The organism is Streptomyces sp. NPDC008150 (genome assembly GCF_042956945.1).
GTDB lineage: Bacteria > Actinomycetota > Actinomycetes > Streptomycetales > Streptomycetaceae > Streptomyces.
Genome location: NZ_JBIBHJ010000002.1, coordinates 185962 through 211564, shown reverse-complemented (window position 1 = coordinate 211564; position 25603 = coordinate 185962). Strand labels below are relative to the sequence as shown.

Sequence of the window (25603 nt, the reverse complement as noted above, 5' to 3'; positions counted from 1 at the left end):
AGTAGGAGCCACCACCGACAACGGGCCGTACGGCGAACCCACTTGGGCCGTTACCCCACCCTCGGCGCCGCGTTGTCGGCGCCGGTTGGTAGAACTGCGACCATCACGGAACATCCGACTTGCCACAGGAGCAGCCGCATGACCATCGGTGACCACCTCGACGAGCTGTACGGGCTGCCCGCGTACACCTTCCCGGGGCCCAACGCCCCGCAGACAGACCTGCCCGACGCCGAGGCGGTCGCCTGGCGGATCACCAGCGACGTGTACGACGCGGACGAGGACTGGAAGGTGGCGTTCACCCGGTTCTGCGAGACCGTCGACCCCCACCGGGTACGGGCACTGATCGTCGGGGCGTGGCAGGACGCCTACGAGAGCGGTTCCTCCGTGGTGATCGAGGCGCTGACCGGTGCCAAGGAGCGCTTCCCGGCCCTGCGCGCCCTGTTCGTCGGGGACATGGTGATGGAGGAGTGCGAGATCTCCTGGATCAACCAGTCCGACGTCACCCCGCTCCTCGCCGCGTTCCCGCGGCTGGAGGTGTTCGGCGTGCGCGGCGGCACGGGGCTGGAGTTCTCCGGACTGAGCCACGCCTCCCTGCGCCGGCTCACCATGGAGACCGGCGGGCTCCCCGCGGCGGTCGTACGGGGAGTGGGCGCCAGCGACCTGCCCGCGCTGGAGCACCTCGACCTGTGGCTGGGCACCCCGGACTACGGCGGCGACAGCGAGGTGTCCGACCTGGAGGGCGTCCTCTCGGGGGCCCGGCTGCCGCGCCTGCGCCAACTGGCCCTGCGGAACAGCGAGATGCAGGACGCGGTCGCCGCCGCGGTGGCCGCGGCGCCGGTCGTCGCCCAACTGGAGGTCCTCGACCTGTCGATGGGTGTGCTGACGGACGAGGGCGCCGCCGCGCTCCTCGCCGGGCAGCCCCTCACCCATCTCAAGAAGCTCGACCTGCACCACCACTACCTGAGCGATGCGCTCCAGGAGCGTGTCCGCCAGACCCTGGAGGCAGCGGGTGTCGAGGTCGATCTCGACCGCTCCGACGCGGACGAGGACGAGGGGGACGACGGCACCGTCTGGCGCTACGTGTCCGTCGGTGAGTGAGGAGGTGCCGCGTTTCGCCGTCGTCGGCAACCCGGAGAACCGGCGCGTGTCCCTCTTCGCGGACGCCGTCCGTGCCGCCGGTCTGCCCGCCCCCCGGGTCGTCGCCTGGGCCGACGTCCTGAAGGGCGGCGGGGCCGACTTCGGCCCCCGGGAGATCGTGCGGGTGGACTCCCCGGGCGAGAACGCCGAGGTCGACCGGCTGCTGCGCGGCGACGGGGAAGCCACCCGGGTCGAGGGTTCGGCCCGCTGGTACGCGGGGCTGACGGCGGCGCTGGGCGAACTGAGCGGTGGCCGACGGCTCGACGACCCCGGCGACCTCGCCGTCCTCTTCGACAAGCGCCGTTGCCACGCCGTTCTCGACGCGGCCGGGGTGCCCGTGCCGGCCTCGCCCACCTCGGGGCCGGCGGCGGCCCGGGTGCGGGGCTGGGACGACGTACGCGCGCTGATGCGGGAGCACGGTATGCCCCGGCTGTTCGTCAAGCCCGCTCACGGTTCGTCCGCGTCCGGTGTGCTGGCGGTGGAGTCGGGCGGGGGAGGCAGGATCAGGGCGACCACCTCCGTGGAACGCGCCGCGGACGGGGTGCTGCACAACTCCCTCAAGGTGCGCCGCTACGAACGGGAGCAGGACGTCGCGGCGATCGTCGACGCCCTCGCCCCGGACGGCCTGCACCTGGAACGCTGGCTGCCCAAGGCGTCCCAGCAGGGGCGGGCCACCGATCTGCGGGTCGTCGTGATCGACGGCAGGGCCACCCACGCGGTCGTCCGCACCAGCCGCACCCCGCTGACCAATCTCCACCTCGGCGGTCGACGGGGAGACCTGGACCTGGCCCGGCGCGCGGTGGAGTCAGCCGGCGCCCGCTGGGCCGACCTGCTCGGAGTCTGCGAGCGGGCCGCCGCGTGCTTCCCGGGCACCCTCTGCGTCGGCGTCGACCTGCTGCCCGCCGTCGGCTGGCGCCGTGCCGCCGTCGGCGAGGTGAACGCCTTCGGGGACCTCCTGCCCCGCCTCACCGGACTGCCCGGCAGCGGAGCGGAGGGCCTGGACACCTACGCGGCCCAAGTGGCGGCGGCGTTGCGGCGGTTCGCCCCCGCCCACCAGGGCCCGCGCCCCGACCGGCACCACGGCCTCTGACCGCGCACACCCACCGCACCCCGCTTCCCACGCTCCCGACACCGCATACCGACCGACCCCGCACACCGATCGCCACCGCACACCGACCGACTCCGCATACCGATCCACACCCGATACCGACCGACACGCACCCGATGCCGACCGACACGCACCCGCGAGTCCCGCACCGCCCCGGCGCCCCGCCCGAAGAAGGAACCCGCATGGCCCCGCCCGCACCGACGTCCCCGCCGGACATGAACGACGTGGTCGGCAGCCACGACCTCCTCCTCGTCACCCTGGACACGCTCCGCCACGACGTCGCCGTCGAACTCGCCGCCGAAGGACGCCTGCCGAACCTGAGCCGCCACCTCCCCGGCGGGCACTGGGAGGAGCGGCATGCGCCCGGCAGCTTCACCTACGCCTCCCACCAGGCGATGTTCGCGGGCTTCCTGCCGACCCCGGCCGCCCCGGGCCCGCACCCCCGCCTGTTCGCCGCGAGCTTCGCGGGCAGTGAGAGCACCGCCGACGGCACCTTCGTCTACGACGCGCCCGACCTCGTCGCCGGCCTCGCCGGAGCCGGATACCGCACCGTCTGCATCGGGGGAGTGGGCTTCTTCAACAAGCAGGGGCCGCTCGGCTCGGTGCTGCCCGGCCTGTTCCACGAGTCGCACTGGGAGACGGAGTTCGGTGTCACCTCACCCGCCTCCTTCGAGAACCAGGTGGCCCGTGCCGAACAGGTCGTGCGTGAACTCCCCGACGAACAAAGGCTGTTCCTCTTCGTGAACGTGTCCGCCCTGCACCAGCCGAACTGGTTCCACCTGCCCGGCGCCACCCGCGAGGCTGGGGACAGCAGGGCCACGCACGCAGCCGCCCTGGAATACGTCGACCGGCACATCGGGCGTCTGTTCGCCGCCACGAGCAGCCGGCGGCCCTGCTTCGCGATCGTCTGCTCCGACCACGGCACGGCCTACGGCGACGACGGCTACACCGGCCACCGCCTGGGCCACGCGTCCGTGTGGACCGTTCCGTACGCCCACTTCTTCCTGGACCAGGCGGAGGCCGCCCGATGACCCTCGCACCCCCGGCCCGCACCACCGCGAGCCCGTACCAGAGCTACGTCTACGCCTACCCCCACAAGACCGCCTACCGCCCCCTCCCGGACCGCCCCGCCCTGCGCGACCTCTGGGCGGACGAGCCCAAGGACGCGCTCTCCCTCTACCTCCACATACCGTTCTGCGAGGTGCGCTGCGGCTTCTGCAACCTCTTCACCCGCATCGGGGCGTCCGAGGGACTCACCGGCGCCTACCTGGACGCCCTCGACCGGCAGGCGGGCGCGGTGCGCGAGGCGCTCGGCGACGGCGGCCGGTTCGCCACCGCGGCCTTCGGCGGCGGCACCCCCACCTTCCTCACCGCGGCCGAGCTGACCCGGCTCTGCGACATCGCGGAGCACCGCATGGGCGCCGACCTGCGGGCCGTTCCGCTGTCCGTCGAGGCGTCCCCGGCCACCGCCACCGCCGACCGCCTCCAGGTGCTCGCCGAACGCGGTACCACCCGGCTCAGCCTCGGCGTGCAGAGCTTCGTCGACACCGAGGCCAGGTCCGCCGTACGGCCGCAGCGCCGCGCGGACGTGGAGAGCGCGCTGAGCCGCGTCCGCGACGCACGCATCCCCGTCCTCAACATCGACCTGATCTACGGCATCGACGGCCAGACGGAACGCACCTGGCGCCATTCCCTCGACGCGGCCCTCGCCTGGCGTCCCGAGGAGCTCTACCTCTACCCGCTCTACGTCCGCCCCCTGACCGGCCTCGGCCGCCGCGCCGCGCCCGGCGCCGACCCGGCCTGGGACGAGCAGCGGCTGCGCCTGTACCGCGCCGGCCGCGACCACCTCCTCGCGCAGGGCTACGTCCAGCAGTCGATGCGGATGTTCCGGCGCGCGGACGCCCCGCAGCAGGGTGCGGACGACTACGCCTGCCAGACCGACGGCATGATCGGCCTCGGCTGCGGTGCCCGCTCCTACACCTCGGGCCTGCACTACTCCTTCGACTACGCCGTGGACATGCACGAGATACGCGGAATCGTCGACGACTACGTCTCCCGCCCCGCCGACGACTTCGCGCGCGCGGAGATCGGCCGCCGTGTCGACGCCGACGAGGCACGCCGCAGGCACCTGCTGCAGTCGCTCCTCCAGGCCGACGGCCTGACCCACGCCGACTACCGGGCCCGCTTCGGCACCGCGCCGGCCGACCACTTCGGTCCCGAACTCGCCAGGTTCGCCGACCGGGACTGGCTCACCGACGACGGCCTCGTGCTGCGCCTGACCCCCGAGGGCCTGGCCCACTCGGACGCGATCGGTCCCGAGCTGTTCTCACCGGCCGTGCGGTCCGCCATGGCCGCCTACGAGCGGAAGTGACCACCCCGCCATGGACCTGACGCTCCTCTACCGCGGTCCGCTCGCCTCCTGCGACTACGACTGCCCGTACTGCCCGTTCGCGAAGCGGCGCGACACCACAGCCCAACTCCGGGCCGATCGGGCCGCGTTGGAACGCTTCGCGGCCTGGGTGGCCGAGCGCACCGACGATCGCCTCGCCGTCCTGTTCACCCCGTGGGGCGAGGGCCTGGTCCGCTCCTGGTACCGGCGCACCCTCGCCGACCTGTCCCGGCTCCCGCACGTGCGCCGCGTCGCGATCCAGACCAATCTCAGCTGCCGCACCGACTGGCTGGCCGAGGCCGACCCGGACACCCTCGCCCTGTGGTGCACGTACCACCCGGGCCAGACGCCGTACGAGCGGTTCCTCACCAAGTGCCGCGAACTGAGCGTGCGCGGCGTCCGGTTCAGCGTCGGGGTCGTCGGACTGCCCGAACACCTCGACGCCGCCCGCCGGTTGCGCGCCGACCTGCCCGAGCACGTCTACTTGTGGATCAACGCCGCCGAGGGGCACACCTACACGGACGCCGAGGCCGACCTCTGGACCGGCCTCGACCCGCTGTTCCCCTACAGCCGCCATCCGCACGCCAGCGCCGGACTGCCGTGCCGCACGGGCGAGTCGGTCGTCTCGGTGGACGGCGACGGCACGGTCCGCCGCTGCCACTTCGTACCCACTCCGCTGGGCAACCTCTACGACGGCTCCTACCGCACCGCCCTCCGCCCCCGCCCCTGCCCGCTCACCGTCTGCGACTGCCACATCGGCTACGTCCACCTGGAGACGCTGCCCCTGTACGACGTGTTCGCGGGCGGCGTCCTGGAACGCGTCCCGGCCGCCGCGACCCCACGCACGCCCGGGAACGCGGTCCTCGTCGGCCTTCCGGTCCCTCGTCCCCCTTCGCGCTGAGCGGCGTCCGCCGGCCTCCGTCCCGAGGTCACCGGCTACCGCACGGGACGGCTCAGGTGCGGGCGGGCGGCGGCGCGAGCACCATGGGCCACTCGTCCTCGGCGTCGACCAGGTCGTCGAGGGGGACGCCGGGGCCGGCGACGAAGACGGCCGTCGGCTCGGCGAGGTGCGCGGACGGCGCCGGGTCGGCCGTCGTCCGGGCGGACAGGACCAGCAGGGCCTGCGGATCGACCGCCGAACGGCCGGGGAAGCCGAGCGGGTCCACGCCCACCTGCCGCAGCGCTTCGGGACGGACGGCGACGTCGACGGTCAACCACCCGTCACGGAGCGACCGTTCGGCCCAGCCGTCGGTGCGGACGAGGTAGACCGCTCCGTCGCCCTCGTAGCAGTACGAGCCGAGAGCGGCGACGGCGCGCTCCGCGGGTGTGCCGTCGGGATCGACGACCAGGACGACGAACGCCGTGTCCGGGGTGTCGGGATCGAGACCGGAACACACGTACAGGCGGGCGGTCATGGGGCGGAGCCTCCGGGAGGTGATCGGGTCGGCCGCCGGGCCCGAGCGGCCCGGTCGCCGGTGTTGAGGCCCGGGGGTGCCGGACCGCCCGTCGGGGTGGTCCGCTCAGGCCGCGGCGGGGCCGAGCTTGGGGCTCGGGCCGTACTCGTTGCTCGCGGCCGTGCCCTCACTGGCCAGGAAGACCAGCAGGGTGACGGCACCGGCGAACGGGACGAAGGAGATGAGGAGCCACCAGCCCGAGCGCCCCGTGTCGTGGAGTCTGCGGAACGCCACGGCCAGCGACGGGAGCGCGGTCGCGAGGAGGTACAGGGAGTAGGGGATCATCACCGCTTCGAGAGCGGTGCCGGCCTGGAGCAGGATCGCCACGGTCACGCCGAGGACCGGCAGCACGATGGCCGCGAGGATGTTGAAGAGGACGAACATCCAGTACTCCCTGCGGCGTGCGCGGCCTGCGAATCCGACGTAGTTCCTGAGCACTGCCAGGTACCAGCTCACTGCGGTCCCTCCCCGGGTCCAGGCCCCTCGACCTGCGTTTTTCCATGGCGAACCAGCCCTGCCGAACACCCGGCAGGGCTGAAACATGTCAGGGACATTATCGCGAGCACGTGTCCGCCGCAGGCGTACACGGGGCCCGGCCCCCGCATGCGGGCGGGCGCCGCGGGAGTGACGATGGTCGGGGGAGCCGACCAGCCGACCCACAGGAGGACGGCCATGGCACAGCAGACGGCGGCCGCGACACCGGCGCCGACGAGAAAGCCGCCGGTTCGCACCGGTGGTGTCTTCCTCTCGTTCCTTCCGTGGATCATCTTCTCGTTCGTCGCGAGCCCCAGCACCTGGGAGTACGCGGCTCTCGCCGGGCTGATCGCCTCGGTGGTGCTGTCCGGGGAGGACCTGCTGCACGGGAAGATCCGCGTCCTGGACGTGACGGCCATCGTCTTCTTCGCGGTCCTCTGCGTCCTCGCCCTGTTCCTCGACCGGGGCGATCTCCGCTGGCTGGAGACGTACGCGCAGGTCATCTCGTACGGACTGGTGGCGGTCGTCGCGCTGGGGTCGCTGGCGTTCGACCCGTTCACCGCGCAGTACGCCCGGGAGACCGTCCCGCGCGAGGTGTGGAAATCGCCCGTGTTCGTGCACATCAACCGCGTGCTGACCACGCTCTGGGGCGTGGTGTTCGCCGTGCTGGCGGTCTCGACGTGGATGGCGGTCCGCCACCCGTCGCAGGACGACTGGTTCAACTGGATCATTCCGATCGCCCTGTTGGTGCTCGCGGTGAAGGTGACCCAGCAGTACCCGGAGTCGTACAAGGCGCGTGCGCGGAGCTGAGGCCCACGGCAGCGGCAGCGGCAGCGACAGGGGCCCCGCACCGGCATCGGTGCGGGGCCCCTGCCGCCGTCCGTCAGACGCCGACCACCGCGGTCGTCCCGCGCCGGGCGTGGGCCGCCGCGCCGACGGGCACCGCGTCCGACGCGAGGGCGGACCGGACGAGGCGGACGGGGTGGCCGCTGACCGGCGGGTCGGCGGCGAGCGCCGACCGGATGAAGGGTTCCAGCAGGTGCCAGGCCCGGCTGACGCCGCCGCCGACGACGACCGTGGTGATGTCGACGACACCCGCCGTCATCACGACCGCGCGGGCGATGCCCGCCCCCGCCGCGCGGTACACGGCGAGCGCGTCCTCGTCGCCGTGCTCCGCCGCCCCGGCGATCTCGCGGGCGGTCAGCCGGCGGCCGGTGCGCTCCGCGTAGCGGGCGGTGAGGGAGCGGCCGGCGGCCAGGGTCTCCAGGTGGCCCCGGCCTCCGCAGGAGCAGGGCAGGTCGCCGAAGCCGGGGATGTGCCCGATCTCGCCGGCCGCGCCGTGCGGCCCCGCGAAGATCGCCCCGCCCGTCCACAGGGCGCCGCCGACGCCGGTGCCCAGGGTCATGCCGAGGACGTCGGTCTCGCCGCGGACCGCGCCGCCGGAGACCTCGCCGTGGAGGAAGGCGTTGACGTCGTTGTCGAGGAAGGCCGGCACACCGAGAGCGGCGGTCACGGTGTCGGTGACCGGGAAGCCGGCCCAGTCGCGGAAGGAGTCGCTGGCGACCAGGATGCGGCCGCCCACGGGGTCGACCACACCCGCGGCGCCGACACCCGCGGCGGCGAGGCGGCCGGGAACCCGGGCGAGCAGGGGGGCGAGGGCGCCGAGGGCGGCGCCGACCATGGCGGTTCCGCCCCGGGCGGCCGGGGTGGCCACCTCCGCGCGGTCGAGCACGGTCAAGTCGTCGGAGCACAGCACCACTTGCGTGGTCGTACCCCCGATGTCGACACCGGCGAAAAGCGTCCGGCGGTCGTTCTTCACGCCTGTTCCTCCGTCCGCCCGGCCGCGAGGACGGCGAGGCGCTCGGCCCTGCGGCCGCGCTGGACCACCGGGTCGGGCACCGGCACCGCGGCGAGCAGCCGGCGGGTGTAGTCGGTCTCGGGGTGCAGCAGGGTCGTACCGGTGCCTCCCTGTTCCTCGATGCGGCCCGCGCGCATCACGACGACGCGCTGCGCGAACTGCTGCACGACCGCGAGGTCGTGGGAGACGAAGAGGCAGGCGAAGCCCAGTTCCGCCTGGAGTTCGGAGACGACCTCCAGGACGGCCTCCTGCACGCTCACGTCGAGCGCGCTGGTGGGCTCGTCGGCGACGAGCAGCCGGGGTTCCAGGACGAGGGCGCGGGCCAGGCTGACGCGTTGGCGCTGGCCGCCGGACAGCTCGCGCGGCGCGCGGCGGGCGACCTCGCGGGGCAGCCGCACCCGGTCGAGGACGTCGGCGACGCGCTGCTGACGCTCCTGCGCGGACACCTTCCGGTTGTGCACCCGCAGGGGTTCGGCGACGCACTCGCCGACCGTCATCCGGGCGTCGAGGGAGGCGACCGGGTCCTGGAGGACGACGCCGATGCCGGCCCGCAGGGCGCGGCGTGCGCGGGCCCGGGTGCGGGCGAGGTCGGAGCCGAAGAGGGTGACCGAACCCGAGGTGGGTGCGATCAGGCCGAGGGCGACGCGGGCGGCGGTGGACTTGCCGGAGCCGGACTCGCCCACCAGCCCCAGCGTCTCGCCCGGACGCACGGCGAAGGAGACGCCGTCCAGTGCCCGGACCGCACCGCTTCCCCGGCCGAACACGACCGAGACGTCCCGGAGTTCGGCGACGGGAGCCTCCGCCGCGGAGTCCGCGGGTGCGGACGCCGTGACGCTCGGCGCCGCGACGGCCGCGGCCGGGGCCGCCGTCCGCGCGACCTCCAACTGCGGTACGGCGGCGAGCAGTCGGCGGGTGTAGTCGTGGGTGGGCCGCAGCAGGACGTCCTCGACGGGCCCGGTCTCCACGATCTCGCCGTGGTACATCACGGCGACCCGGTCGGCGAAGTCGGCGACGACCCCCATGTTGTGGGTGACGAGCAGGACACCGGTGCCGGTCTCGGCGGCGAGCCGGCGCAGCAGGTCGAGGATCTCGGCCTGCACGGTCACGTCGAGGGCCGTCGTCGGCTCGTCCGCGATGAGCAGCGCCGGGTCGTTGGCGATGGCCATCGCGATGACGACGCGCTGGCGTTGGCCGCCGGAGAGCTGGAACGGGTAGGCGGAGGCCCGCTTCTCCGGGTCGGGGATGCCGACGCGGCGCAGTAGGGACACCGCCTCGGCGGCGGCGTCGGCGGCGGAGACCTCGCGGTGGTTGCGGATCACCTCCGCGATCTGCCGGCCGATGCGGGTCAACGGGTCGAGGGCGGTGGCGGGTTCCTGGAACACCATAGAGACGGTGCGGCCGCGCAGCCCGGCGAGATCGTCCTCCGGGGTGCCGACCACGTCGTTGCCGGCGATGCGGGCCCGGCCGGTGGTACGGGCGTTGGGGTCGAGCAGGCCCATGGTGGCAAGCGCCACCGTGGACTTGCCCGAACCGGACTCGCCGACCAGGGCCAGCGTCTCGCCGGCACGGACATGCAGTGACACACCCCGTACGGCGGGCACTTCGCCGGTCTCGGTGGTGAACACCACGCCCAGGTCGTCGAGTTCGAGAATCGGGCCCGCCGCGTCGGCGGTGCCCCGGGCGGCGGCGGTCATCCGCGTCCCCTCACGTCGAATGCGTCGCGGAGTCCGTCCCCGATCGCGTTGAACGCCCAGACCACCAGGATGATGGCCAGGCCCGGCGGCAGGATCAGCCACCAGTAGCCGGAGTACGCGGCGGTCAGACCGGCGGTGAGCATGCCGCCCCAGTCGGTCTGCGGCGACTGCACGCCCATGCCCAGGTAGGACACGTAGGCGACCAGCAGGATGGCGTCGGCGATCTGGAAGGTGGCCGCGACGACGACGGTGGAGACCGAGTTGGGCAGGATGTGCCGCAGGATGGCGCGGGCGTGCGTGCCGCCGATCGCGCGCAGGGTCAGCACGTAGTCGCGGTTCTTCAGGGTCAGCGTCTCGGCGCGCACCAGCCGCGAGGGCACCAGCCAGGAGACCAGGCCCAGGATGACGACCAGGCCGAGCAGGCCGGGTGTGGTGATCGCGGAGACCACCAGCAGGATGAACAGCGCCGGGATGGCGATGCCCGCGTCGACGACGCGCATCATGAACGCGTCGATCCAGCCGCCCGCGTAACCGGCGGTGGCGCCCCAGAGGGTGCCGATCACGGTGGCGAGCAGACCGGCGGCGAGGCCGACGATCAGCGACACCTTGCCGCCGTACATCAGCCGTCCCAGCTCGTCGTGGCCGACGGCGTCGGTGCCGAGCCAGTGCGAACCGCCGGGGGAGAGGTTGACCTGCTGGAGCATGGTGTGGGTCTGGTCGGTGCTGTACAGCAGCGGGCCCACGAAGCAGAACAGGACGAAGAAGACCACCACGCCGAGTCCGACGACGGCGAGCCGGTTGCGCACGAAGCGGCGGACGGCGAGCCGGGTGCCGGAGGGTTCGGGGACGGCGGGGGCCGTGCCGGGGAGGCCCGGCTGGACGACGGCGCTCATGACCGGCCTGCCTTCACTCGGGGGTCGATGACGCGCTGCACGACGTCGGCGAGGAGTGTGCCGATCACCGTGGCGACGGCGATGACGAGGACGCAGCCGAGCAGCACCGGGTAGTCGGAGGACTGGGCCGCGTTCCAGAACAGCAGCCCCATCCCGGGGTAGTTGAAGAGCTGCTCGACCACGAGGGCGCCGCCGAAGAGCACCGGCACGTAGTAGCCGAGCATCGCGACCACCGGGGTCAGGGAGTTGCGGAACACGTGCCGCCGGAGGATGGAACCGGCACGGGAGCCTCCGGCCCGCGCGGTCCTGACGTAGTCCTCGGAGAGGTTCTCCAGGGTCGCCGCCCGCATGTAGCGGCTGAACACGGCGACCATGGAGGCGGCGCCGGCGGCCACCGGCAGTACGAGGGCCTGCGGGTCGGACAACACCTGGGCGAGCGTGTCCCCCTGCGGTGCCTGGGACGGGAACCAGGGCAGCCACTGGCTGAACACCATCACCAGGATGAGCCCGAGGAAGTACACGGGCGTGGAGTAGGCGATGAAGCTCAGCGTGGTGACGACGTAGTCCACCGGCTTGTTGCGGCGCATCGCCTGCCACATGCCGAGCGGGATGGCCAGGACCAGTCCGACGACCGCCGAGAGGACGGTCAGCAGCAGGGTCTTGGGCAGCCGTTCGCCGATGAGCTGGGACACGGGCGCGTTGAGGGTGTACGAGGTGCCGAGGTCGCCGTGCAGCAGTTGCTTCAGGTAGATGAAGTACTGCTCGGGCAGCGGCTTGTCGAGGCCCTGTTCGTGGTTGAAGCGGGTGATCTGCTGTGCGGTGGCCTGGGGGCCGAGGATCCCGCGGGCGGGACCTCCGGGCAGGGCGTGCAGCAGGCAGAACACCACGATCGTCACGATGACGATCACCACGACGGCCTGGAGGACCCGTCGGACGAGGTAGGAGGGTGTGCTCATGTGTTATCCGGTCGCTTCGGCTCAGTACTGCTGGCGGTCGCCGGCGGGTGTCACTTCGTCCACTTCCACATGTTCGGGTGGAAGTTGGCGAGGGAGTCCTGGGCGAAGCCGCCGAGGCCGTTCTTGATGACGGACACCTGGTAGTCCGGCTCGGGCAGCCACACGACGGGCAGGTCCTTGGCCAGCGCGGCGCTGTACTTCTGCATCGCCTCGGAGGACGACGAGGTCGTGGTCGCGCTGATCAGCTTGTCCACCGAGGAGTTGGAGTAGCTGCCGAAGTTGGAGCCGCCGCCGGTGGAGAAGAGGGAGTCGCCGGTCGGGTAGGCGGGGAAGTACCAGCTGCCCGCGGTGCCGAAGAAGGAGAGCTGCCACTTGCAGTCGGCGTCGCCGGACTTGCACTGACTGGCCTGCGACAGAACGGTGTTGACCGGGGCGGACTTCACGGAGAACTTGATGCCGGAGTCGCCGAAGGACGACTGGAGCGCGCTCATCATGTTGTCGGTGACCGTCGAGCCGGACTGCGAGAGCACCTGCATCTCGAACTTGGTGCCCTTGGCGACGCCGGCGCCGCACTGGTCGTCGCCGCTGCCGGCGTCGTTGCAGACCATGACGCCGCCCTGCTCCTTCCAGCCGTGGTCGGTCAGCATCTTGCGGGCCTTGGCGGTGCTGAACGGGTAGGGGTCGCTGGTCTGTTCGGTCGAGACGAACGACGACTTCTGCCCCTGCGGGACCGGACCGAAGGTGGAGACGGCGGTGCCGTTGAAGACCACCTTGGACAGGCTGGTCTGGTCCACCGACATCTGGATCGCCTGGCGGGCGTAGAGCTGCTTGAACACCGCGCCCATGGCGGGGTTGTTGAAGTTGTAGGGCATGTAGGTGACCGCCCAGCCGCTCCACTCCTTCACCGCGTAACCCTGCGAGGTGAACGAGGACTTCTGGCCGAGGTCGGTGGCGTTGATGTAGCCGTAGTCGACCGTGCCGGCGCGCAGCGCGTTCTCCTCGGCGTCGGTCGTGGTGAACGGCAGCAGGTTCACGTTCTTGATCTGCGCCGTACCGCCGCCGTCGTACTTGGCGTTGGCCGTCAGGTCCACCTTGCCGGAGGTGGTGAACGACTTGATGGTGTACGGGCCGCTGACGGTCTTCCACAGGGGGTCGGTGGCGTAACCGGAGATGTTCTTCGCGGCGTTGTTGAGGTACGACCACACCTTCTTGGCGCCCGCGGGGGTGCGGTCCAGGTCGGACACGGCACCGGAGTCACTGGTCTTGTCCCACACGTGCTGCGGCATCGGGCGGATCATGCTCAGCTCGTTGGCGAGCATCCACTGCGTGTTGTACGCCTTGTCGAAGGTGATCGTGAAGTGGGTGGCGTCGACCGTCTTCAGCGAGGTCCAGTTGTCGGGCGCCTTGCCGGGGCTGTAGCTGGCCCAGTCGGCCTTGTTCGCCTTGACGAGGTTGAACCAGAACTCGACGTCGCGGGAGGTGATTTGCTTGCCGTCGCTCCAGTGCCGGTCGCCCAGGGTGATCGTGACACTCTTGTTGTCCGCGGCGAACTTCGCGTCCGTGGCGAGGGAGTTGTTCTTGTTCCAGCCCACCTTGCCCGCGGAGCCGTCGTAGGCGACGAGCGGTTCCCAGAGAACCTGCGATATCGACGAGTTGTTGGTGTTCAGGTGGGAGGAGGTGCCGACCGGCAGGATCCAGTTGGGCGTGAAGTTCGCCGGCAGGGCGTAGTTGATGGTGTCCGCGGAGGCGGCGGAGGACGACGAGGTGCTCCCGCCCGAACACGCGGTCAGCAGAGCGCCGGTGGTGGCGACGGCACCCGCGACCAGGGCCCAGCGGCGGATGTGCGCCGTGTGAGCAAAGGACATGACTCTCCTCAGGATGAAGGACCCGAAACACCCCCGGTCAACGGGGGTGTGCGCCGCGGGGTTCGGCGCTGCGACGTCAGTCAACGTCGGACTCGCCGAACAAACAAACAAGAATTAGTAAAAAGTAAGTTTCTGCGCCACTGAAATAAGTTCCGGTGTGCTCGCGTGAGTTGACCAGGCGGGTATTCCGTCCGTATTTCACTGCTTTTGGCCTCACGGCGGCGCGCTGTGCCGTCACGTGAAGCTGTTCCCTCCCGCCCTCGGCGGGCGTACTGTCATCGCTGTCCACACCATTGCGGAAGTTACTTCGTCCATGACTGAAATAAGTGCGCGGGACCGCAGGGCCGCCAGGGGCACGTCCTCCCTCGCCGCGCAGGTACTGGAACTCGTCGCCTCCGGCAAGGCGTCCTCACGCGCCGAACTGGCAGCCCAGCTCGGCGCGGCGGCCTCCACCATCTCCCTCACCGTGGGACAGCTCGTGGAACGCGGGCTCGTCGCCGAGGAGGGCACCCACTCCTCCACCGGCGGACGGCCCCGCAAGGCCCTGCGCCTCGGCGGCACCGACGAGTTCGCCGTCGCCGCCGACCTGGGCGGCAGCCACGTCCGCGTCGGCGTCGTGCTCCCCGGGGGCGGCCGCGCGGAGGTCTCCACCGTGCCGTTCGACATCGGGGACGGCCCCGAGGCCGCGCTGAACCGGCTCGCCGCCACCCTGGAGGAACTCGCCGACCGGCGCGGACGCCCCCTGCTGCGCGGTGTCGGGCTCTCCCTGCCCGGACCCGTCGACGTCGAGTCGGGCACCGTCGTCCTGCCGTCGCGCATGCCCGGCTGGAACCGGTTCCCGGTCACCGCCTGGCTGGAGGAGCGCTTCGGCGTCCCCGCCGGGGTCGACAACGACGCCAACTGCATGGCGATGGGGGAGCAGAGCGTCCGCCCCGCCGCCCACCGCCAGTCGATCATGGTCAAGATCGGCTCGGCGATCGGCTCCGGCATCATCGTCGACGGACGCCTCTACCGGGGCGCCACCGGAGTCGCCGGCGACATCACCCACAGCCGCATCGACGGCGCCGCGGACATCCCCTGCTCCTGCGGCAACACCGGCTGCCTGGAGACCGTCGCGTCCGGCGCCGCCCTCGTGCGCATCCTGCGGGAACGCGGCGCCGACGTCACGCGCCCCGAGGACGTCGTCCGACTCGCCCGCGACGCCGACCCGGAGGCCACCCGCGCGGTCCGCCGCGCCGGCGACCACCTGGGCCGGGTACTCGCGGCCAACGTCAACTTCTTCAACCCCGACGCCGTCTACCTCGGCGGGCTGCTGTCCACCCTGGAACCCTTCGTCGCCGCCGTGCGCAGCCAGCTCTACGAGAGCTGCCACCCGCTCGTCACCGAACACCTCACCATCGAGCGAGCCCTGCTGGGCGCCGACGCCGGACTGGTCGGCGCCGGGCAGTTCGCCCTCCAGCGCGCCCTCGCCCGCGCCCTGCGCGAGGTCGGCACCGACCTGGGGCCCGACCGCTTCCCCGCACCGCCCCGCACCGTCTGATCCGCCCGCGCCGCACCTCACGGGGTGCGGCGCGCAGCACACCCGTACGAGGAGCCATGCCGCAAGACAGCACCACCGCACGCCCGGTCATCGCCGTCGCCGGACTCGGCATCGAGTCGTCCACCTTCTCCCCGGCCCGCACCGAGGCCCCCGCCTTCCACCCCTCGCGCGGGGCCGAGGTCCTCGGGCGCTACCCGTTCCTCGCCCCGGGCGAGGAACTGCGCGAGGCCGCCGACTGGCACGGCGCCCTCGTCGGCAAGTCGCTGCCGGGCGGCACCGTCACCGCCGCCGCCTGGGAGGAACTCACCGGCGAACTCCTCGAACGCCTCGCCGCGCTGCCCCCGCTCGACGGCCTCTGGTACGACATCCACGGCGCCATGACGGTCGAGGGCGTCGACGACGCCGAGGCCGTCCTGCTCGAACGCATCCGCGCGATCGTCGGCCCCGACGTCCTGATCTCCACCTCCATGGACCTGCACGGCAACGTCTCCCGCGAACTCGCCCACCGCAGCGACCTCATCACCTGCTACCGCATGGCTCCGCACGAGGACCACATGGAGACCAAGGAACGCGCCGTCCGCAACCTCGTGGACCTCCTCGCGTCCGGCGGTCCCCGCCCGGTCAAGGCATGGATCCCCGTCCCGGTGCTGCTCGCCGGCGAACAGACCTCCACCCGCATCGAACCCGCGAAGAGCGTGTACGCCGCCGTCGCCGAGGTCGAGGCGACGAGCGGCGTCCTCGACGCCGCCGTCTGGGTCGGCTACGCCTGGGCCGACGAGCCCCGCAACCGCGCCGTCGTGGTCGTCACCGGCACCGACACCACGGCCGTCACCGCCGGCGCCGAACGCCTCGCCCGCGGCTTCTGGGACGCCCGTCACGACTTCGACTTCGTCGCTCCCACCGGCACCTTCGACGGCCTCCTCGACGAAGCCCTCGCCGCCGCCCCCGAACAGCGGCCCTACTTCATCAGCGACACCGGCGACAACCCCACCGCCGGCGGCGCGGGCGACGTCACCTGGGGCCTGACCCGCCTCCTCGAACGCCCCGAGTTCCAGAAGGACGACGGCCCCACCGTCCTCTACGCGTCCGTCCCCGGCCCCGCGGCCGTCCGGACCGCGGTCGAGGCGGGCGTGGGCGCCACCGTCACCGTCACCGCCGGTGCCGAGGTCGACGACCGGCACGCCGGCCCCGTCACCCTCACCGGAGTCGTCCACGCGATCCGCCACGGCGACCGCGACGCCCGCACCGAGGTCGTCGTCCGCGTCGGCAGCGTCTACGCGATCCTCACCGAACTGCGCAAGCCGTACCACCACGAGCACGACTTCACCGACCTCGACCTGGCGCCGCGCTCCGCCGACATCGTGATCGTCAAGATCGGCTACCTGGAGCCCGAGCTGTTCGACATGTCGGCGGCCTGGAAGATGGCGCTCACCCCCGGAGGCGTCGACCAGGAACTGGTGCGCCTGGGCCACCACCGCATCCACCGCCCCATGTTCCCCTTCGACCGCGACATGGCCGACCCGGACCTGACCGCCCGCGTCGTCCCCGCCTCCGACCGGCCGCTCACCGGGGACGACGAGTGACCGCCCCGGTGTCCCGGCCCGCGCTGGAGATCGCGGTCACCCTCCCGGCGGGCGCGCGCACCGCGCGCGAGCACGGCGCGGACCGCGTCGAACTCTGCACCGGTCTCGAACTCGGCGGCCTCACGCCGTCCGCGGCCCTGGTCACCGCCGTCGTCGCGGAGGGGGTACCGGTCCACGCCCTCGTGCGCTGCCGCCCCGGCGACTTCGTCCACGACGCCGAGGAGATCGCCCTGATGGCCGCCGACGTCCGCACGCTCGTCGCGTGCGGTGCCGCCGGCGTGGTCGTCGGCGCGCTCACCCCGGAGGGCGCCCTCGACACCGACGCCGTGGCCCGCCTCGCCGACGCCGCACGGGAAGCCGCGGACGCGGAGGGCCGCCCGGTCGAGATCACCCTGCACCGCGCCGTCGACCAGGCGGCCGACCCGCTCGCGGCCGTCGCCCTGCTGCCCGCGCTCGGCATCACCAGGGTCCTCACCTCGGGCGGCGCCGCGACCGCCGCCGCCGGGCTGCCGGTGATCGCCGCCATGGCGGCCGCCGTCCCCGGCACGCAGGTCATGGCCGGCGGGGGACTGCACCCCGCCGACGTCCCGGCACTCGTCGCGGCCGGTGCCGCCGCGGTCCACCTCTCCGCCAAGACCAGGGCGGCACACCGGGGCGCCGGCACCTGGATCCCCCTCGGCGCGGCGGGCACCTCCGCCGACCAGGACACCCACTTCGTCACGGACCCGGCGGTCGTCGCGGAGGCGCGACGGGTGCTGGACACGTGCGGGGCGGCCGAGGCCTGACGAGAGCCGCCTGCCGCCCCGACGCATGCGGGCGGCAGGCGGCGGCGTTCCCGGCCGGAGCCCGAGAGGTGCCGCTGACGCCCGAACTCCCTTGATGCGCAGGGCGATTGGCCGCCTCCCGCTTCCGCCGGGCGCCTCCCGCTCCCGCCGGACGTCCCCGCCCGAGCGCTCAGCGCAGCCGTCGTGCCCGGACCACGAGGTCGTCGGTGTGGTGCGCGCCGGCGCCGCCGTCGGGGGCCACGCGGGGGCGCTGCTCGTCCACCTCCACCTCCCAGTCGCCGTCGAGGAGAGCGGTGACCATCGAGGGCCACACATAGTCGGCGGGGTCGAAGCCGCTGTCGTCCGCCGGGCGGGTGTCCATCCCCGCGTGGTGCACCAGCAGCAGTACGCCGCCGGGCGCGACCGCCGCGAGCAGCGCACGCTCGGCCGCGGCGTCGGGAGTGCGCAGCAGAGCGGGGTACTGCGCGGACACCAGGTCGAAGGAGGCCGCCGGGAGACCGGCCTCCGCCAGCCCGGCGTGCACCCAGCGGACGGTGACACCGGCGTCGCGGGCATGACCCGCGGCCCGCTCCAGCGCCACGCCCGAGACCTCCAGGGCGGTCACGTCCCAGCCCTCGCGTGCGAGCCAGACGGCGTCCGCGCCCTCGCCGCAGCCGACGTCGAGGACCCGTCCGGGGGTGAGACCGGCGGTCTCCGCCACGAGCGCGCCGTTGGGGCTGCCGCTCCACAGCTGCTGCCGGTCGAGGTAGCGGTTGTCCCATGCCGTCCTGACGGCGGGGTCTCCGACGTATCCGTCACCGGACGGTGCGGCGCCGGGCGCCGAGAGGTGGGACGCGGTCGCGGGCGATGCCGCGGTGATGTCGTGGTCGGTCATGGGGCCACCGTCGCCCATGCGCCCGCGCGCGGGCAAAATTTCTTGCCGATCCGGCAAGGAGGGCGCCCGCCCCGCCGGAACGAGCGGTGCCCCCGCCCGCCCTCGTGGGGCGGGCGGGGGCACCGGATGCCGTGGGCAGGGCGCGTCGGCCCGTGCTCAGGCCGTCGCCTCGTCGTCGTGGACGACGACCCGGGCGTAGTTCTGCCCGATCACCGCGTCCCGCGGCACGGACACGTACACCTTGTAGACGGTGTCCGCGCTCGTCTCGACGGTCGGGTCGTCCACCACCGGCAGGTCGACGGTGACCGAGGTGGCGTGCGCGGGAATGGTCACCTTCCGTGCGGCGGTGGCCAGTTGGCTACCGGTCCCGGCCAGCGACTGGAGGTTGACGGTCACCGGGGACTTGCCGCGCGCGGAGAGCGTCAGCTTCACCGGCACGGTACCGGCGTCCTCGGCGACGGATGCCCCGGCGACGGAGACCTGCGGCAGGTCGCTGGGACCGCCCCGGCCCGCGGTGACGGACTGGAAGGCGACGTCGGAGAGGTAGGCGCCGCCCGCGGTGGACGGTGACGTCAGGACCACCTTGCGGATGTCGGACAGATCGACGCCGTGCACGGTCGAGAGCTTCCAACTCACCGTCTGGAGCCACGTCTTGGGCAGCAGGGTGCTGGTGCCGGAGGACGGGTTGCCGTCGAGCGCGTGGCTCAGCGAGGACACCGGGACCGACGCGGTGCGACCGCGCCCGTCGGTGAGCGAGACGGTCAGGTCGGTGTCGGCGCTCGTCTCGTCGACGGCGGCGCGGAACGAAAGGGTCGAGTAACGCCGCACGTCGCGCCCGCCCTTGGGTATCTCCACGGTCACCTTCGACCGGGCGGCGGCCGAGGTGCTGTCCGGCCAAGTGAGGTGGAGCAGCGGTGTCGCCTCCACGTTGCCCGCGTAGTTGGCGGGAGTCCACGACGGGAACCGTGAGGTGTACGTGGAGGCGGTGCAGGCGGGGAGGACGCTGGTGGTGACCCGGCCGCTGAAGCCCGCGCAGTACACGCCCGAACCGGCGCCCGTGACAGCCACGTTGGAAGCGGCAGCCGTCAGCGGCGCCACGTCCGACCGGCTGGAGCCGGGGGCCTGCACCTCGGTGTACACGGTGGCCGCGCCGACCGTGGTGGCGGCGCCCTGACTGCCGTCGAACAGCGCCTGGAACTGCTGCTTGCCGCCCAGGGTGAGCTGGAAGAAGCCGGACATCAGCGCGGTGCCGGTCTGGGACTGCTCGGCGGCGGTGAGCCGGGTGCTGGTGGCCGAGACGCCGGCGTCGGTGCCGCAGACCGTGTCGGTCCTGGCCGACCAGTCGTCGCCGGCCGGGGCGACCGCGACGCCGGGGGTCCACTCCGTGTTGAAGAAGTTGTGGTCGGCGCCCATCACCATCACGGAGGCGCGCATCACGTCGTCGTCGGCGCCCGCGGAGCGGGTGTCGTCGTAGAAGTGCTGGCCCTGCTGGTTGGAGACGTCACCGTCGCAGTAGGGCAGGACCACCGCCATCGGCACGTCCGGCAGCGTCTCGCGGCCGAAGTCGATCGGGGCCAGCGGGAGTACCGCGTTCACGCCGTACGGGTGCGGACGGGCCGAGTTGAGCAGCGCGGCCTTCACCACGCCCTCGCCGCCCCGGGAGTGACCCATCAGGCCCACGTCGGAGAGGTCGAGCCTGCCCTTGAGAAGCGAACTGACGCCCGCCGCACGGCCCTTGTCGGCCTGGGCGAGCAGATCGAGGTGGTCCATGACCAGTTCACCGCGGGCCAGGGTGCCGGCGTCGTCGGTGAAGGAGGCGTCCTGCGCGTTGATGCCGTCGGCGCTGACGGAGACGACGACGTAGCCCTGCGAGGCGAGGGTCTGCGCGGCGTCGTCGTACCCGAGGTAGCTCGGTATCGGCTGGTAGCCGGCCGGGCAGGGCCAGGCGGCGTTGTTCGTCCTGGCGTTGACCGGGTCGTAGCAGGCCGAGTGGCGGCCGTGCAGGAAGACCACGACCGGGCGTTCGCCCTTGGCGTCCGTCGGCACCCAGACCGCCGCGCGCTCCTCGACGGGCTTGCCGCCGAGACCGTCGAGCGTGAGCGCGGTGTCGCCGAAGTCGTAGTCGGCGCGGGCGACGGTGTAGCGGCCCTGGGCGGTCGCCGCGGCGGTCAGTTCCTCGGCGGTCTGCGTGGGCCTGCTCGGCCGGTGCCCGCCCTTGTAGGCGCCGTCGCTCTTCGCGGTGGAGGTCGCACCGTTCCAGGCGACCCGGACGTCGTCGGGGTGGGCGGAGCGCAGGTCCCGGGTCTCCAGGGTGAGAGTGCGGCCGTCGGCCGACTCGTCGGCGTAACCGAGCGAGGTGCCGTCCACGGCGATCTCGGGCAGCGCGTTCCGTACGGGGAGCGCGTCGTCGAGCTTCAGGCTGACCCGGTAGCCGTCGCCGGACTGCGTGACGGTCCAACTGCGGCCGTCCGCCGAGCCGGTGGCCGTGGTGACGCCCGGCGAGGGGGCGGCGCTCGCGGTCCCGGCGAGGGGCAGGCCGAGCGAGAGCGCGACCGCCCCGGCCACCGCCGCGGCGGCCGGGGCGCGCCGCCGTCCGTGTTGCGACGATCCGTTCCGCGAGAGTGTGTTCCGCGAGGATCTGTTCCGCGAGGATCTGTTCCGCGACCGTGAGGCCCAACTGGATATGGACATACAGGTGGTTCCTTCCTGCACCGTCGACGCCTCACCGGGGGGAGAGCGGGCGCCTGTGAGCCGGCCGGAGACCGGCTGTCTGGTACAGCACCACCGAAATTGATCATGTGAATGTCGCTCAGGTTTCCCCATGATCAATTGAGTGGGGGCCGAGCGCGGGCGCGTGAGAAGAGGGGGCGGTGGCCGCCCGGGGCGGACGGAACACCGCCCCCGTGCGCGGGCGTTGGGCGGGGCACGCGACCGGCGCGCCCCGCGCGTGCTCAGGCGGTGTGGTCGGCCAGGGCGTCGATGATCTCCGGCCAGAGTTCGCGCGGACGGTCGTGCCCCATGTCGGGGACCAGGAGCAGCTCGGCCCCGGGCACCAGTTCCGCGGTGCGGCGACCGCCGTCGGGGTCGATCAGCGTGTCGTCCAGGCCGTGGATCACGAGCGTCGGCACCCGGAGCGCCCGGAGCCCGTCGGCGCGTGAGCCGCCCAGGGTCATCGCGGCGAGCTGCCGCCCCACCCCGGCACGGTAGTTGGCGCGGTCGTAGCTCGCGGCGGCCAGCTCCCGAAGCGCGGCCGCGTCGCCGTACCGCCGGGACGCCCACACCAACTCCCGTTCCGCCGCGGCGATGTAGCCCTCGCGGTCCGCCGGCCTCGGCTCGAACAGCACGGCCTGCGCCTCCGGGGCGGGCCGGCCGTACTCGCGCTCGCCGGTCGTCGACATCATCGACGTCAGCGTCAGCACGCGCTCGGGGTGGGTGATGGCCATGGTCTGGGCGATCATGCCGCCCATCGACGCCCCGACCACGTGGGCCCGTTCGACACCGAGCGCGGTGAGCAGCGCGAGGCCGTCGTCGGCCATGTCCCGCAGCGTGTAGGGGGCCATCGCGAGAGCGGCGTTGATGTCTCCCGCACGCACGGTGGCGACGAACCGGCCGACGTCGACGGGGTGTTCGTCGAACTTGGTGGACAGACCGCTGTCACGGTTGTCGTAACGGATCACGTAGCGCCCGCGCGCCGCCAGCTCACGGCAGAAGCCCTCGTCCCAGGCGATCATCTGGGCCCCGAAGCCCATCACGAGCAGGACGGGCGGATCCTCACGGTCACCGAAGTGGTCGTAGGCGATGGACACGGTGGGCGACACGTCGACGATCGGCATGCCGCGATCTTGCCAGGGCGGCGCGGGGAAACGCACGGGGATTGTGGGTGCGGCGGGGTGATGCGCCTCTGCCGGGTCACCGCTCCGGAGGCCGGTGGTGTGCGGGGAAGCACGACAGCCCCGTTCCCGGGCGACGGCTCAGCGGACGGACTCCGGCTGGTCGCCGCCCGCCCAGGGCCGCAGTTTCTCCGGGTTGCGAACGGCCCAGACACGGGTGACCCGTCCGTCGGAGACGTCGAACGAGGCCACGGTCAGGACGACGCCGTCCCGTCGGGCGACGAGCCCGGGAGTTCCGTTGACCGACCTCTCCAGGAGTTCGAGACCCGAGGCCTTGTCGGCGATGGCGACCATGTACCGGGCGATGCGCTCGCTCCCCTCGACCGGTCGCAGGGCGGCACCGGTCAGGCCGCCGCCGTCGGCGGTCATGACGGCGGCGGGGTTGAGCAGACCGACGAGGGCCGGGATGTCCTTCGTCTCCCACGCCTCCTTGAGGTGTCTCACCACGTCCGCGCGGTCGGCGGCAGACACCGGCGCGGCCGCTGCGCCCGTCCGCCGCCTGGCGGAGGACGCCAGTTGTTTGCAGGCGGCCGGAGTGCGGTCAAGGATCTCGGCGATCTCGACGAACGGGTACCGGAAGACGTCGTGCAGGACGAACGCCACCCGCTCGGCGGGCGTCATCGCCTCCATGACGACGAGGAAGGCCATGGTCACCGACTCGTCCAGCACGATCAGGTCGGCGGGATCCGCGGGCCCGTTGGGGTGGCCGGCGCGGGTCGCGTCGTCGCGCTCCGTGCGGTCCGGCAACGGTTCGGGGAGCCAGGCGCCCACGTAGCGTTCGCGGCGGACGCGTGCGGAACCGAGGACGTCCAGACAGATGCGGCTGGTGACGGTCGTCAACCAGGCGCCGGGGGACCGGATTTCGTCCTGGCGGCTGCGAGGCAGCGCGTACCAGCGCGCGTAGGCGTCCTGGACGGCGTCCTCGGCCGCGGTCACCGAGCCGAGCAACCGATAGGCCACGTTGAGCAGTTGGCGCCGCTCGGCGGCCGTCGCCTCCGTGCCGTCTCCGACAGTCCCCATGTTCCGGGTCGCCCCCGCCTTACCTTTCCCCCACCCGCGTCGTCGGGCAGTCGAGACCATATCGATCAACCGCCGGACGGCGGAAACGGGGGCCGGCACATGGCTGTTGGGACGACTGCGGCGGACGCGAAGACCACGGCGACACCGAGCGGGCGACGCACGTCCGCGTTCCTGCGGATCACGATCGGGCTCCAGACCCTGACCATCTTCCTCCAGGCGGTCTCCGCCGGACTGCTGCTCACCGTCTCCTACGGAGAGACGGTGCACAGTGTGGGAGCACGGGTGATGTACGGGGCGTCGATGCTGTACGTCCTCGCCGCGGTGCTCGCGTGGAAGCCGGGCGGCGGTCCGGCGCGGCCTGTCTGGCAGGCTTCCGGGTTCCTCGTGCTCGCCTCGGTCCAGGTCATGCTCGGCATCGCGCACGTACCGTCGGTTCATGTCCCGCTCGGGGTCCTCATGTTCGGCCTGAGCGTGCTGGCGCTGGCCCGTCGCTGAGGTCCCGCTGTGAGGCCCATCCCGTGCAGGGCGGCAGTCCTGGAGGGGGACGACAGCACGCCGCCCCGCCGGTACCGGCCGAGGTGACGGGACACCCGCAACGGCCTCTCCGCGGGCCGCGAACGGCTGCTGCCGCCTTCCGTCCGGTTGTCGCGCCGGGCGATGGAGCGCGGACCGCCGTCCGGCCCGGCCGGCGGTCCGGCCGATCAGGGATGCGGCTTCTTGGCCTCGGCCAGCATCGTCACGAACTTCTCGATCCGGCGCAGCCGGGTCTCCGGCCTCTTCGCCTCCTGGACGCGGTACAGGATCGCGTAGCGATTCTGCCTGTCGAGTGTCTCGAAGAACTTCGCCGCGGCCGGGTTCGTGGCGAGTGCCTCCGCCAGGTCGTCCGGCACCTGCGCGGACCTCGCGCCGTCGTACGCGGTCTCCCAGCGGCCGTCGGCCTTCGCCCGCTCGACCTCGGCGAGCCCCGGGGGCCGCATGCGCCCCTGTTCGATCAGGGCCGTCGCCTTGGCGCAGTTGATCTTCGACCACCTGCTCCTGTCCCGCCGAGGGGTGAACCGCTGGAGCCAGAACGCGTCGTCCAGGGCGCGTTTCTGCCCGTCGATCCAGCCGTAGCACAGGGCGACATCGAGAGCCTGCGCGTAGTCCAGGGTCACGAGGCCCGGTGTCTTCTTCCGCAGTTTCAACCACAGACCGGGCGAGGAACCGTGGTTGCGCGCGAGCCAGGACTCAAAGGCGTCGGCGGACTCGAAGGACGCGATCTCCGGGGTATCAGCCACTCCGGCAGTCAAGCACGGCCGGGGCCCGGAGGTGCGCGGACGCCACAGGTTTCGTACACCAGTTCGCAGCCCGCCGACGACGCGCGGGTACGGTCGTCGCCCGGCCGTGCGCTCAATCGTCGACCGCCGGGCCTCCGGGGCCGCCGAGGCCCCCCGGGTGCCCGAGGTCGCCGAGGTCGCCGAAGTGCCGGACGCCCGGTGCCAGGCGCGTGAGGGCCAGGGCCAGTCGGGCCGGTTCGACGCGGCCCAGGGTGGTGGCCCGGCTGATCCGGACGGCGCCCTGGAAGGTGGCGACGAAGTCGGGCGAGACCTGCGTGGCGAGATAGACGTCGAGCGCGTCGGGCGCGGCCGCAGGGTCGGAACCGGCCTTGCGGGGGCGGGAGTCGCGCCGGTAGACCGTCAAGGTGCTCGTGCGGCCGAGCAGATGGGGCTCGGCGGACCAGTTCACCGCCAGGACCTCGGACCAGGGCATCAACTCGGTCCTGCGGGAGGTGAGTTGGAACGGGTGAGGGTAGAGGGTGAGCCCCTTCCCGTCCAGGCGCACCAGCGGGCGGCGGCTGGAGCAGAGCGCCGCGATCCCCAACGCGACCGGGCTGAGGGCCAGCTCGACATGACTCGTCCCCGGCCGTTGCGCCCAGGGCAGGAAGCCCGCTGTCACGAGCAGGGCGACGGCGAGGAAACTCGTCACGCCGGCGCGCGTCCAGCCGTACCGCATCGTGTACGTACCCTCGGCTTCCCCCACACCCCCCATGATGACCGGCCCCCCGGCCCGCCCGCAGCCGGTCCGGGACGTGCGACCCGTCCTG

24 protein-coding genes are annotated in these 25603 nt (G+C 72.5%); 10 read left to right on the top strand and 14 right to left on the bottom strand.

Going from position 1 to position 25603, the window contains the following annotated elements; genetic code table 11:
* Positions 1–138 precede the first annotated feature (138 nt).
* The 5 genes from ACFZA0_RS06955 (at position 139) to ACFZA0_RS06935 (ending at position 5535) form a co-directional block, all read left to right on the top strand.
* Entirely contained in the window at positions 139–1098 is a 960-nt protein-coding gene (locus ACFZA0_RS06955; RefSeq protein ID WP_391012579.1) for an STM4015 family protein, read from the top strand.
* Entirely contained in the window at positions 1091–2227 is a 1137-nt protein-coding gene (locus tag ACFZA0_RS06950) for an STM4014 family protein (protein WP_391012577.1), read from the top strand. The genes ACFZA0_RS06955 and ACFZA0_RS06950 overlap by 8 nt, the downstream gene beginning before the upstream one ends.
* Before the next feature lie 233 nt (positions 2228–2460).
* Positions 2461–3276: an STM4013/SEN3800 family hydrolase gene (locus ACFZA0_RS06945; RefSeq protein WP_391013522.1), complete on the top strand. Its 816-nt coding sequence runs from the start codon at positions 2461–2463 to the stop codon at positions 3274–3276.
* A complete protein-coding gene (locus tag ACFZA0_RS06940) occupies positions 3273–4616 on the top strand; it encodes an STM4012 family radical SAM protein (protein ID WP_391012574.1) in 1344 nt (447 codons plus the stop codon). The genes ACFZA0_RS06945 and ACFZA0_RS06940 overlap by 4 nt, the downstream gene beginning before the upstream one ends.
* A gap of 10 nt (positions 4617–4626) precedes the next feature.
* On the top strand, positions 4627–5535 hold the full coding sequence (locus tag ACFZA0_RS06935) for an STM4011 family radical SAM protein (protein ID WP_391012571.1): 909 nt from the start codon (positions 4627–4629) through the stop codon (positions 5533–5535).
* Positions 5536–5587: 52 nt separating this feature from the next.
* Here ACFZA0_RS06935 and ACFZA0_RS06930 read toward each other — a convergent pair whose 3' ends face one another.
* Both ACFZA0_RS06930 and ACFZA0_RS06925 read right to left on the bottom strand, forming a co-directional pair.
* Positions 5588–6049, bottom strand: a complete 462-nt coding sequence (locus tag ACFZA0_RS06930) for a hypothetical protein (RefSeq protein ID WP_391012568.1) — start codon at positions 6047–6049, stop codon at positions 5588–5590.
* Positions 6050–6154: 105 nt separating this feature from the next.
* Complete coding sequence (locus ACFZA0_RS06925) at positions 6155–6544, bottom strand: DUF805 domain-containing protein (protein ID WP_391012565.1); 390 nt, start codon at positions 6542–6544, stop codon at positions 6155–6157.
* Between the two features lie 216 nt (positions 6545–6760).
* Here ACFZA0_RS06925 and ACFZA0_RS06920 point away from each other — a divergent pair, with 216 nt between their 5' ends.
* Complete coding sequence (locus ACFZA0_RS06920) at positions 6761–7372, top strand: hypothetical protein (protein WP_391012562.1); 612 nt, start codon at positions 6761–6763, stop codon at positions 7370–7372.
* A 73-nt stretch (positions 7373–7445) separates the two neighbouring features.
* Here ACFZA0_RS06920 and ACFZA0_RS06915 read toward each other — a convergent pair whose 3' ends face one another.
* The 6 genes from ACFZA0_RS06915 to ACFZA0_RS06890 all read right to left on the bottom strand — a co-directional run bounded on the left by ACFZA0_RS06915 (position 7446) and on the right by ACFZA0_RS06890 (position 14117).
* A complete protein-coding gene (locus ACFZA0_RS06915) occupies positions 7446–8381 on the bottom strand; it encodes an ROK family protein (RefSeq protein ID WP_391012560.1) in 936 nt (311 codons plus the stop codon).
* Complete coding sequence (locus tag ACFZA0_RS06910) at positions 8378–10114, bottom strand: dipeptide ABC transporter ATP-binding protein (RefSeq protein ID WP_391012557.1); 1737 nt, start codon at positions 10112–10114, stop codon at positions 8378–8380. Before ACFZA0_RS06910 ends, ACFZA0_RS06915 begins: the two co-directional genes overlap by 4 nt.
* Positions 10111–11007, bottom strand: a complete 897-nt coding sequence (locus tag ACFZA0_RS06905; RefSeq protein WP_391012554.1) for an ABC transporter permease subunit — start codon at positions 11005–11007, stop codon at positions 10111–10113. Before ACFZA0_RS06905 ends, ACFZA0_RS06910 begins: the two co-directional genes overlap by 4 nt.
* Positions 11004–11963, bottom strand: a complete 960-nt coding sequence (locus ACFZA0_RS06900) for an ABC transporter permease subunit (protein ID WP_391012551.1) — start codon at positions 11961–11963, stop codon at positions 11004–11006. The genes ACFZA0_RS06905 and ACFZA0_RS06900 overlap by 4 nt, the downstream gene beginning before the upstream one ends.
* Before the next feature lie 50 nt (positions 11964–12013).
* Complete coding sequence (locus tag ACFZA0_RS06895) at positions 12014–13828, bottom strand: ABC transporter substrate-binding protein (RefSeq protein WP_391012548.1); 1815 nt, start codon at positions 13826–13828, stop codon at positions 12014–12016.
* A gap of 76 nt (positions 13829–13904) precedes the next feature.
* Positions 13905–14117 (bottom strand): hypothetical protein, encoded by a 213-nt coding sequence (locus ACFZA0_RS06890; RefSeq protein WP_391012545.1) that lies wholly within the window; start codon positions 14115–14117, stop codon positions 13905–13907.
* 24 nt (positions 14118–14141) lie between these two features.
* Between ACFZA0_RS06890 and ACFZA0_RS06885 the strand changes: the two genes are divergently transcribed.
* From ACFZA0_RS06885 to ACFZA0_RS06875, 3 genes are read left to right on the top strand one after another with little or no spacing between them, the layout of a single operon-like run.
* Entirely contained in the window at positions 14142–15368 is a 1227-nt protein-coding gene (locus ACFZA0_RS06885) for an ROK family protein (protein ID WP_391012542.1), read from the top strand.
* 56 nt (positions 15369–15424) lie between these two features.
* A complete protein-coding gene (locus ACFZA0_RS06880) occupies positions 15425–16951 on the top strand; it encodes a M81 family metallopeptidase (protein WP_391012539.1) in 1527 nt (508 codons plus the stop codon).
* The gene (locus tag ACFZA0_RS06875; protein WP_391012536.1) at positions 16948–17736 is read left to right on the top strand and encodes a copper homeostasis protein CutC; all 789 of its coding nucleotides are present in this window, start codon (positions 16948–16950) and stop codon (positions 17734–17736) included. The genes ACFZA0_RS06880 and ACFZA0_RS06875 overlap by 4 nt, the downstream gene beginning before the upstream one ends.
* Positions 17737–17905: 169 nt before the next feature.
* Here the strand turns inward: ACFZA0_RS06875 and ACFZA0_RS06870 are convergent, their stop codons facing one another.
* From ACFZA0_RS06870 to sigJ, 4 genes are all read right to left on the bottom strand, one after another.
* Positions 17906–18610 carry a methyltransferase domain-containing protein gene (locus ACFZA0_RS06870; RefSeq protein ID WP_391012534.1) on the bottom strand — a complete coding sequence of 235 codons (705 nt, stop codon included), beginning with the start codon at positions 18608–18610 and terminating at the stop codon, positions 17906–17908.
* Positions 18611–18766: 156 nt separating this feature from the next.
* A complete protein-coding gene (locus ACFZA0_RS06865) occupies positions 18767–21175 on the bottom strand; it encodes a hypothetical protein (RefSeq protein WP_391012531.1) in 2409 nt (802 codons plus the stop codon).
* 386 nt (positions 21176–21561) lie between these two features.
* On the bottom strand, positions 21562–22443 hold the full coding sequence (locus ACFZA0_RS06860) for an alpha/beta fold hydrolase (protein ID WP_391012529.1): 882 nt from the start codon (positions 22441–22443) through the stop codon (positions 21562–21564).
* Positions 22444–22581: 138 nt separating this feature from the next.
* The gene (gene sigJ / locus ACFZA0_RS06855; protein WP_391012526.1) at positions 22582–23520 is read right to left on the bottom strand and encodes an RNA polymerase sigma factor SigJ; all 939 of its coding nucleotides are present in this window, start codon (positions 23518–23520) and stop codon (positions 22582–22584) included.
* Positions 23521–23619: 99 nt separating this feature from the next.
* On the opposite strand from sigJ, the gene ACFZA0_RS06850 reads away from it, so the two are divergent.
* Positions 23620–24015 carry a hypothetical protein gene (locus ACFZA0_RS06850; RefSeq protein ID WP_391012523.1) on the top strand — a complete coding sequence of 132 codons (396 nt, stop codon included), beginning with the start codon at positions 23620–23622 and terminating at the stop codon, positions 24013–24015.
* 206 nt (positions 24016–24221) lie between these two features.
* On the opposite strand, the gene ACFZA0_RS06845 is transcribed toward ACFZA0_RS06850, so the two are convergent.
* Positions 24222–24797, bottom strand: a complete 576-nt coding sequence (locus ACFZA0_RS06845; protein ID WP_391012520.1) for a YdeI/OmpD-associated family protein — start codon at positions 24795–24797, stop codon at positions 24222–24224.
* Positions 24798–24909: 112 nt separating this feature from the next.
* Positions 24910–25539 (bottom strand): hypothetical protein, encoded by a 630-nt coding sequence (locus ACFZA0_RS06840; RefSeq protein WP_391012517.1) that lies wholly within the window; start codon positions 25537–25539, stop codon positions 24910–24912.
* Positions 25540–25603 lie beyond the last annotated feature (64 nt).